This is a genomic window from Gammaproteobacteria bacterium, from assembly GCA_029884425.1.
Classification (GTDB): domain Bacteria; phylum Pseudomonadota; class Gammaproteobacteria; order S012-40; family S012-40; genus JAOUHV01.
On sequence record JAOUHV010000072.1, the window covers coordinates 1 to 9,883 of the forward strand.

The following is a 9,883-nucleotide window of genomic DNA, read 5'->3' on the forward strand; positions in this document are numbered from 1 at the left end:
GCCGGTTGGCGCGCAACGACGTGGTGATTAATCTGCAGCGCCAGGGCGGGCATTTTTTGTTGCCGGTGACCCTGGACGGGCGCACCGAAGCCTCCTTGTTGATCGATACCGGTGCGACCATGACGGTGTTGCGACCACAGGTGTTGGCGCGGGCCGGTTATGGCCCGGCGCAGGCACAGACGACCCGGCGATTCAGTACGGCTAATGGGCTGACGGATGGTCAGATTTTTCAGTTGGATGAGTTTTCGCTGGGGGGCGTTCGTCTGCCGGGGCTGTCGGTGGTGGGATTGGAGCTGGGTGAATTGCAAGCCGATGGTTTGCTGGGCATGGACGTGTTAGGGCAATTCCAGTTCCAGATTGAACAGGAACAGAACCAGTTGCGACTACGCAAGAAATAACCAATCAATGATTTTGCTCGGGATTTAGGCTTGTGCTTTGACAGGGTGCGGCATATAATGCGCGCCTCTTTTGCGGGAATAGCTCAGTTGGTAGAGCACAACCTTGCCAAGGTTGGGGTCGCGAGTTCGAGTCTCGTTTCCCGCTCCAAATTTCTTCAGGTGTCGTGAACGATGCCTACCCTGCGCCGGCCAAGTCGGTGTGGCGGTAAATTCTCCGGCTGGGTGGCAGAGTGGCTATGCAGCGGATTGCAAATCCGTGGACCTCGGTTCGACTCCGGGCCTAGCCTCCATTTTTATCTTCTCTCTAAATGATCGGTCCTTCGGCACTGGGTTCGTCCGCCAGGGCGCTGAGGTGTTCTTCGTGGAATTCCTCAACGGCAGCGGCGGCATCACGCACATCTTCAAAGCGCGCAATATGAAACAGGGCATCGCCCTCGTTGATCAATGGCAGATTGTTGCGGCCAATGACGATGCCGCTGTAGGGGGCGAGAATTTGCGCCTCCCGCTCACCGAAGGGATCGGCGACCACGCCTAATAACATGTTCTCTTTTACCCTGGCCCCCAACGGCACAATGCTGCGAAAAATACCGCTTTCCGGGGTGCGCACCCAGCTGCTGGAGCGGGCGATGACGGGTTCGATGGTTGTTTTGGGCTTGCTGCGTGCGCGGCCCAGCATGCCCAGCTCGCGCATGACGTTGATGATGCCGTTGACGCCGGCGCGAATGGAGACTTCGTCAAAGCGCAGTGCCTCGCCGGCTTCGTACAGCAGCATTGGCACACCGTATTCGGCAGCGGCTTCGCGCAGTGAGCCATCACGCAGGTTGGAGGAAATGATCACCGGCGTTTGAAAGGCGTTGGCTAAACGTGCGGTTTCCGGGTCGTCCAGGTTGGCGCGGATTTGCGGCAGATTGGTGCGATGGAGCGAGCCAGTGTGCAGGTCGATGCCATGAGTGCTTTTGGCAACGATTTCCTGCATGAACAGGTAGGCCAGGCGCGCTGCCAGCGAGCCTTTTTCCGAGCCGGGAAAGGAGCGATTTAGATCGCGGCGATCTGGCAAATAACGGGAGTGATGCACCAGGCCGTGGACGTTGACGATGGGCACGGTGATCAGGGTGCCGCGCAACTGGCGCAATATCGGCAGTTTGAGCAGGCGGCGGATGATTTCCACGCCATTGATTTCGTCGCCGTGGATGGCTGCGCTGATGAACAGCCGGGGGCCCGCTAGTTTGCCGCTGACCACATGGACCGGAATCGACATCGGCGTGTGGGTGTATAGTTTGCCCGCAGGCAGATCAAGAGTGATGCGGCTGCCTGGTTTGATGGTGATGCCATTAATGGCCAGGGCGTCGTTCATCATGGGCTTAACCTTTGCCCTTGGTACGGGTTTTGTGCGGTTTGGCATTTTTTTCGATGAATTTGACGATCATGCCGGCGATGTCTTTGCCGGTAGCCGACTCGATGCCTTCCAGACCGGGGGAGGAATTGACCTCCATCACCAGTGGGCCGCGATTGGAGCGCAGCAAATCCACCCCGGCGACGTTCAGGCCGATGGCCTTGGCGGCGGCGATGGCGGTGGCACGTTCTTCTTCGGTAATTTTGATCAGCTCGGCGCTGCCGCCGCGATGCAGGTTGGAGCGGAATTCGCCGGGCATGGCCTGCCGTTTCATTGCCGCAACGACTTTGCCGCCGACCACGAAGCAGCGGATATCGGAGCCGCCGGCTTCCTTGATGTATTCCTGCAGCAGAATATTGGCTTTGAGTCCGAAGAAAGCCTCGACCACGCTTTCCGCAGCCTTTTGGGTTTCGGCGAGTACCACGCCAATGCCCTGGGTGCCTTCCAGTAATTTGATCACCAGCGGAGCTCCGCCGACCATTTTGATCATGTCCTGCACGTCATCGGGCGAGTGGGCGAAGGCGGTGCTGGGCATACCGATGCCTTTGCGTGATAACAATTGCAGCGAACGTAATTTGTCACGGGCGCGGGTGATGGCGACCGATTCATTGACCGAAAACACGCCCATCATTTCAAACTGACGCACTACCGCTGTGCCGTAGAAAGTGATGGAGGAGCCAATGCGTGGAATGACGGCGTCAAAGCCGGCAAGGTTTTCACCCCGATAGTGGATTTCCGGGCGATCGGAATTGATGCTCATGTAGCAGCGCAAGGTGTCGATGACGCGAACTTCGTGGCCGCGTTGCTTGCAGGCTTCCACCAGGCGCTGGGTGGAATAAAGTTTTTTGTTTCGGGATAAAATGGCAATTTTCATGGGGACCGCGTCAATTTTTTATGGTTTGGAGGCTCTGTCTGGACGTCCCTGCAAAAAGGATGCACCCGGCTGAACCAGGATGCGTTGCTCCATGGCAGTGCGCCCCAGCAGCATGCGGAACAACATGGTGTCGCGGTTGGTAAGCGTCATTTCGATCGGCCATTGTTGCCCTCCCAGCGCCAGCATGGTTTGAATCACAAAACGTTTCTCGCGATGGCCGCCAGAATCGGACACCATGCGCTGGTCAATGACAGGAGTTTGGCAGTATACCTTCAGTTTGCTTTTCTTTTGCACGGGGTGAACGCCAAACCGTACCCATAGTGCGCCGCCTTCGCGAAAGGTTTGTAGCTCGAATGCATGCAGGCAGGAAGTACGGGCACCGGTATCGATTTTGGCCTTGATGTTGGGCAGACCCAGTTCCGGTAGTGAGCACCATTCACGCCAGCCAACGTGCAGTAGCTCCTCTGGTGGTGTAGTCATTCGCAGCCCTCATGCTGTTCATGGCGTGTTCTAATTGGCTGATGATAATGGAAAATTGGCCAGATATGGGGATAATTTGGCAACAATTGGTGTCTTGTTGGCGGTTTGGTTGGCTCGCGCCGCAAGATTGGCTGCAAAAAATGCGCATATTTGCCGATAGTGGCTAAGGACTTTCCGTTGTTGTAACGTGATGATTTTCTGGGTTGTGACGGGATGCCAGAAGAGAGGTGCCTGGGTGGGAAATGACACCGCCATAAATAATGCCAATTTGCTGTTACTTGATGGCAATGCGCCCGAACGGATACAGATCGTCGACGAGTGTACCGTGATGGGCGGCAAGGTGATGGTCGCAGATAGCGTCAAAGATGCCATTCTGGCGATTAAAGATACGCGCTTTTCGCTGCTGATGGTGGAATTGAGTGATACCTTGCCCGAGCGGCGGGAACTGGTGCGTCGGTTAAAGGCTCATACCTCGCTGAAAACGATGCCGATTCTGGGTATTGTGTCGCCGTTGGAGCGGGCATCGTGGAAGCAGTGGGAGCGTGATGGTGTGGATGATTTTTTACTCCAGCCTATTAATGTTGCCAGTTTTCGACAAAAAATCATGACCCTGGTAGTTAAATCAGCGTCACCTCCCGTTGATAAAGCTCAGTCTGAAAGTCCGACGGGTGGTTCTCTGCTCGATGATTTAAAGCGGCGCATATATAACGGCGAAATTGAATTGCCCTCACAGCCGGTATTGCTACAAAAATTAATCGACATGATGCAGGATGATCAGGCCAGTTTACAGGCCATCGGCGGGCTGCTGGAAAAAGAACCGGCAGTGAGTGCCCGTGTGTTGCGAGCCGCCAATTCGGTGCAGTTTGCCGGGGGTAATAAAGTGCGAACTGCCGCAGAGGCGCTCGGACGGGTTGGGCTGGAGCGGGCGCTTAACTATGTGATGATGCTCAGTCACGACCAGATGTTTAAGATTGAAACCTCGCCACTCAAAGAGTTGCGGGAAAAACTGTGGCGGCATACGCTGACGGTGGCAGTAGCCAGTAAGCAATTAGGGCAAGATCTGTCCTATTCGCGTCCAGATGCGTTGTTTGCTTACGGTTTGTTGCACGATCTGGGTAAGCTGGCGTTGTTGAGGATACTGCAGAGCATGCCTACCAAATTGAATAAATCCACGGACATGGTGGACGTGGAGGCAGCGCTAAATCGGTTGCACTGTGAATTTGGTGGGAATGTGTTCGAGCAATGGCGTTTTCCCGAGGAGTTTTCCCAGGTATCGCGGTATCACCACTTACCTCCAGTGCCAGCAAAGCACGGTAAACATCTGATAATTGTTGGATTTTGTAATTTATTGGCGCATGAAATGGAATTTGGGTTAACCGAGAAACTTATTAAGGAACTACTGCAGACGCCTCATGCAAAGTTGCTCAAACTGCGTTATCAGCAGATTTTGGGCTTGCAAGACAGCGTTGCTGCGGAATTACAGATTCTCGAATCCTTGATGTAACTCATGATAAATACCAGCGTTACCCTTCAACTGTTTGATATGCGGGCTATATATTGTTTAACACTGGCAACGGGTTGGAGTATTATAACCCTGCCTATGGTGGTGTATTGTTGTCCATCGTAGGCTTTTTGAAGAATAAGTGAGTGCCGATATTTTGGGAGAGGGAAAACCGAATAATATGAAGCAGAATCCCTGGAATGATATTGACTTGATCAAGGATCACATTCATCAGACCATACTCGACAACGCTCCGTTAGGTATATGGTTGTTGGGTTTGGACGGGCGGTTGCGCTTCGTCAACAAGACTTTTTGCGAGGCGGTAGGAATTTCTGAACATGATTTTCTCAGTGTTCCGCATTACGCCGAGCTTTACCCCAAAGAAATGGCAGCCAACTGCATGCGCACTGACAAGGAGTGCTTGCAGCAGGAGCAGCCCCATATCTCCGTTGAATATGTGCCATTTATGGATGGACAGATTCACGTCTTGGAAATCACCAAAGTCAAATTGCGCGACTCCAATGGTAGTGTGCAGGGCATTATTGGCCTTGCCATGGACGTGACCGAGAAGCATCACGCACTTAACCAGCTCAAATTGACCCGGCAGCGCTTTGAACAATTGGCCGGCAGTGTCCACGAGGTTTTCTGGCTAGCCTCCAGTGATTGGCGAACACTGTTTTATGTTTCTCCCTCCTATGAGCGGATTTGGGGGAAAAGCTGTGAATCGTTATATGACTCGGTGACATCCTGGATGGATAGAGTTCACAAGGATGATTTGCCGGGTTTAAGGCGCCATTTGTCTAGGTACATCGATCAGATAGGTAGAGATGATATCCATTTTCTTCCTGAATTTCGGGTGATCACGGAGGAGGGGAATGTTCGCTGGATACGCGCTCGCGTTTATCCTGTCGTGGGCGACAGCGGACAGCAGAGCAGCATTGCAGGTGTAGCCGAGGATATTACCGAACGCAAGCAAACCCAGCTCGAGTTGAAGCGGCGTGAAGTGCGGGATCGTCTTTTGCTCGAATCCATGGACGAAGGGATTATTGGTTTTAGTGCGGCCGGGCAGTGTAATTTTTCCAACGCAGCGGCTCAGGAGATGCTCGGGTTTTCTGAACAGGAAATTGGGCGTAGTAACATCGCGGAATTAATTACCCATCTCGATTCCTCCGGAAAAGTGATCGAGTACGAGCGTACTTCTATTTATCGAGCCCTTAATTACGGGCAGCGTGCGCGCGTTTCGGATGAGATGTTTGTCGGTAAATCAGGCCCCGCAATTGCGGTTGATTACTCGGTATCACCCGTGGTTGACGAGCAAGGTGTGAATGGCGCAGTGATTGTTTTTCGTAATGTGACGGAAGCGCGTGCCATGGCCAAGAAAATGGACTATCTGGCGACGCATGATGCGTTAACGGGCTTGGTGAATCGACGCGAATTTGAACGCGTATTGGGGCTGGCGCTCGCCAGCGCGCGCCAATCAAATTTGACACACGTATTGTGCTATCTGGATCTTGATCAGTTTAAGGTCGTAAACGACACCTGTGGTCATGTGGCTGGCGATGAGTTGCTGCGACAACTGGGAGATGTGATGCATGCTTCTAGTCGTTCTGGAGATACGGTGAGTCGTCTTGGCGGGGATGAGTTTGGTGTTCTGTTCCTTAATTGTACGGGCAAACAGGCGCAGCAGGTTCTCGATCGGTTGTTGCACAATATTCAAGTGTTTCGTTTTATTTGGGGCGATAAAACGTTTAGTGTCGGCATCAGTGCCGGTCTGGTGGAAGTTAATGCCGAGACTGAAAGTTTGACGACAGCGCTTAGTTCTGCAGATGCTGCATGTTATGTAGCGAAGGAGACAGGACGGAATCGCGTACATACTTACCAGCCTGACGATCAGGAGTTGTTGCGTCGCCGTAGCGAAATGCAATGGGTAAACAGAATTCAGCAGGCACTGGAAAATGACAGTTTCCGTTTACGTTTTCAGCCGATTATATCTTTGGGTGAGGATGGGGTTCAGCGGCATTGCTATGAACTGTTATTGGACATGATTGATGCAAGCGGTGGAGTGATCCCCCCAGGGGCATTTTTGCCGGCGGCTGAACGTTATAATCTCATGCTACATATTGATCGTTGGGTTGTCAGTAACGGGCTTGCGTGGGCGGAAGATCGTTTCAGAGCGGGGGATGAATTTGAGTTTTGTACGATCAATATTTCGGGCGACAATTTAGGAAGTCCGGGCTTCCTGGAGTTTGTTATTGATCAGCTCAAGCGCTATCCCATTCCAAACCAGCGTGTCTGTTTTGAAATTACCGAAACAGCGGCCATCTCGAATATTAACCACGCTCGCCGTTTTATGCGCGAGTTGAAGTTGTTGGGCTGTCAGTTTGCCTTGGATGATTTTGGCAGTGGGATGTCTTCATTTGCCTATTTGAAAAACTTACCGGTAGACCTTCTCAAAATTGACGGCAATTTTATTCGTGGGATCGCCGTGGATGAAGTGGACAGAGTTATGGTTGAATCCATTAATCAAGTAGGGCACGCGATGAAGCTAAAGACCATCGCAGAATTTGTCGAAGACCAACCCACGATGGATATTCTCCTCGAAATAGGTGTGGATTATGTGCAGGGAAACTTTGTTTACGAGCCACTGGCCATTAGTGAACTAGGGCGAGGGATGCGTGATTTTCGCTCGATAACGCAGGAGAGCGTGGAGCCATAGTTTTATTTGAAATAGAGGTTTTTCGTTCCATTCTTACCAATGCCGGGCCTTTGTGCTCGGCATTTCATTTTTTAAAACATGAGATTTGCATAATTAAAGACAGCGTCATCCATATTGTTACTGACTCTGTGGTTATAGGATTTATGCTTATGACTCGTTGTGTCAATTTTATTGTGTTGATGTAGCTGGATATAAGCTGGTTTGGTATATCGCACTATAAAATGGAGGATTTGCGTGACAATTTTTTACATATTGTAAGTGGTAATGAGTTCAGTAAGACTGGTGATGTTACGCCATATGGATGGGGGGAATATATAAAACCGAAGCTTGTGCAATGCAGTAATGAATTGAAATCGAATTTCTAATCATCGGAGATCGTTTTGGTATGTATTTTTTCGTGGGGATTGTCCCAATAGGTGTGACTGCTGCGCTAGCATATTATATATCCTATAAAAATGTATTACCGGAATTTTATTGTGTTATTTTTGTGGCTTTTGTATGGGTTCTACATTATTTCGCCTATTACAGATTGTTAAGAAATAAGGCTGTTGCTAAAAATGATGCAAAAATTAGTGTTGTTAATCGGTCGGTAGTTAAAGTCGATTTTGAAAACATTATTGAAAGTATAAAAAGCGAAATACGGCAGGTTTCATCAATTCAGGCAGATTCAATTGCCGGTCTTGTATCAGGTTTTCAAGGGGTGGAGCAGCAGGTAAAGATTCAAACGGAGCTTGTGGGTGATATGGTTGAAAGAATAAGAACCGAAAGCTTCGATGATAGGGGGAATCACAAGGTTGCTGAAGAGGCCAATAAATTAATCCAGACATTTGTGGATAATATTATGGTGACCAGTGAAGGTAGTATGAGCTTGGTGTACGCCATTACCGATATGAAGGAGCAAATATTGGCTATAGAGCGATTCCTTCGACAGATTGATGGAATTGCAGACCAAACCAACTTGCTTGCATTGAATGCAGCGATCGAAGCAGCTAGGGCTGGAGAAGCTGGGAGAGGTTTTGCTGTTGTGGCGGATGAAGTTAGAGTGTTATCTGGTAGAAGTAGTGAGTTTAGTAATCAGATAAAATTTCAGCATAAACACACCGAAAAGACTATGGCGGAAGTGAGTGTCATTGTTGGAAAAATGGCGTCTAGGGATATGACAATGACGCTGGGGTCAAAAGAACGAATGTCAGAAATGCTGGAAAGCATTAAGAGCTTAAATCAGAATGTTCAGTTCAAGTTGGGTGGGGTTAATGATATAGCGAAAAATATTTCGGATAATATAGCAATATTAGTTAGGTCTCTGCAGTTTGAGGATATGACCAGGCAGTTGCTGGAAGATGTTATATTAAAAATAGGGGCTCTTGAATATATAACGAAAAAACATGCCGAGATGATGGTGGAAGTCATGGAGCATGGATGTTTTGACGAAGAATTTATAAAATATATGGATAAAACCTGTATTGAGATGAATGAGGCTATTGAAAATAGTATGCGTAAACGCGTGTCACAAACGGGAATGGGGCAGGGAGAGGCGTTGTTATTTTAGGGGGTAAGTATGTCGTATACCTGTCTTTTGGCAGATGATGATGCAAGCATTCGTGAATTGATAAAAGAAATATTGGATTATCCAGGATTGACGATCATAGAGGTGAATAATGGAGATGAAGCGATCGGTGTATTGAAAAATCATCCTGTAGATTTTTTAATTACAGACCTTGTAATGCCACAAAAAAATGGGATTGATGTCATATTGGAGGTTAGGAAGAGTTACCCACTTCTGCCGATTATTGCAATATCTGGCGGTGGAGGGATAACAGGGCAATTTGATTATTTGCCCGTTGCTGGACTTGTTGGGGCGGCCTGGGAAATATCAAAACCATTTTCTCCCGATGATCTGAAGAAAGCGGTTGATGAAGCACTGTTGATAAAAAAATAACGAAGCGAATTTATTAAATGGATTATTGAATAAAATTTCGTAAACCAGGAGAGTTTAGTGATGGCAGGAAAGATACTGATAATAGATGATGAGCGCTCAGTTGCAAACTTTCTGACTGAACTCTTTGAGATTAGGGGTTATGATCCAGTAGTTTTCTATGATAGTAAGCTTGCTATGCAAGCGTTTGAACAAGATCCAGATAGTTTTGATTTGGTGGTTACTGATCAAACTATGCCAGCAGTGACTGGAGCAGAGTTGTCAATGAAAATACTTAGCATTAGACCTGGCTTGCCAATAATACTATGCACAGGATACAGCGAGGCAGTTAACGAGGAAATAGCTCTAGGGTTGGGGGTTCGTCACTACATCAATAAACCTATTGATATAGATGATCTGCTGGAGAAGGTAGATAGCCTGGTTTCTCAATGATATCGGGTTATCTCAGTCAAAAGCCCGGTACTGTTCATAATTCTGTGTCATTTCTTTAAACTACACCAAAAAGAGATGAAACATGACCCACAAAATTCAATTCGACATGGACGCAGCCATCCAGGCCTTGCGTGAAGGAAAAGACCTGGGCGG

At 49.2% G+C, this 9,883-nt stretch carries 9 protein-coding genes and 2 tRNA genes; 8 read left to right on the plus strand and 3 right to left on the minus strand.

Annotation, left to right across the window (positions count from 1 at the left end; genetic code table 11):
• The 3 genes from OEW58_13475 to OEW58_13485 form a co-directional block, all read left to right on the plus strand.
• On the plus strand, positions 1 to 398 hold a 398-nt coding region (locus OEW58_13475), incomplete at its 5' end, for a retroviral-like aspartic protease family protein (protein ID MDH5302358.1).
• 72 nt (positions 399 to 470) lie between these two features.
• A tRNA-Gly gene (locus tag OEW58_13480) sits at positions 471 to 546 on the plus strand.
• Between the two features lie 68 nt (positions 547 to 614).
• A tRNA-Cys gene (locus OEW58_13485) sits at positions 615 to 688 on the plus strand.
• Between the two features lie 14 nt (positions 689 to 702).
• On the opposite strand, the gene OEW58_13490 is transcribed toward OEW58_13485, so the two are convergent.
• The 3 genes from OEW58_13490 to OEW58_13500 are packed head-to-tail and all read right to left on the minus strand — an operon-like array spanning position 703 to position 3,145.
• Positions 703 to 1,755 (minus strand): succinylglutamate desuccinylase/aspartoacylase family protein, encoded by a 1,053-nt coding sequence (locus OEW58_13490; protein ID MDH5302359.1) that lies wholly within the window; start codon positions 1,753 to 1,755, stop codon positions 703 to 705.
• Positions 1,756 to 1,759: 4 nt separating this feature from the next.
• On the minus strand, positions 1,760 to 2,665 hold the full coding sequence (gene rimK / locus OEW58_13495) for a 30S ribosomal protein S6--L-glutamate ligase (GenBank protein ID MDH5302360.1): 906 nt from the start codon (positions 2,663 to 2,665) through the stop codon (positions 1,760 to 1,762).
• A gap of 18 nt (positions 2,666 to 2,683) precedes the next feature.
• Entirely contained in the window at positions 2,684 to 3,145 is a 462-nt protein-coding gene (locus tag OEW58_13500) for an ATP-dependent zinc protease (GenBank protein MDH5302361.1), read from the minus strand.
• Positions 3,146 to 3,380: 235 nt separating this feature from the next.
• Between OEW58_13500 and OEW58_13505 the strand changes: the two genes are divergently transcribed.
• From OEW58_13505 to OEW58_13525, 5 genes are all read left to right on the plus strand, one after another.
• Positions 3,381 to 4,649 (plus strand): HDOD domain-containing protein, encoded by a 1,269-nt coding sequence (locus tag OEW58_13505; protein ID MDH5302362.1) that lies wholly within the window; start codon positions 3,381 to 3,383, stop codon positions 4,647 to 4,649.
• Positions 4,650 to 4,788: 139 nt separating this feature from the next.
• Positions 4,789 to 7,362, plus strand: a complete 2,574-nt coding sequence (locus OEW58_13510) for an EAL domain-containing protein (GenBank protein ID MDH5302363.1) — start codon at positions 4,789 to 4,791, stop codon at positions 7,360 to 7,362.
• A gap of 385 nt (positions 7,363 to 7,747) precedes the next feature.
• On the plus strand, positions 7,748 to 8,911 hold the full coding sequence (locus OEW58_13515) for a methyl-accepting chemotaxis protein (protein ID MDH5302364.1): 1,164 nt from the start codon (positions 7,748 to 7,750) through the stop codon (positions 8,909 to 8,911).
• A gap of 9 nt (positions 8,912 to 8,920) precedes the next feature.
• Entirely contained in the window at positions 8,921 to 9,301 is a 381-nt protein-coding gene (locus OEW58_13520) for a response regulator (GenBank protein ID MDH5302365.1), read from the plus strand.
• A 60-nt stretch (positions 9,302 to 9,361) separates the two neighbouring features.
• On the plus strand, positions 9,362 to 9,730 hold the full coding sequence (locus tag OEW58_13525; GenBank protein ID MDH5302366.1) for a response regulator: 369 nt from the start codon (positions 9,362 to 9,364) through the stop codon (positions 9,728 to 9,730).
• The last annotated feature ends 153 nt before the right edge of the window (positions 9,731 to 9,883 follow it).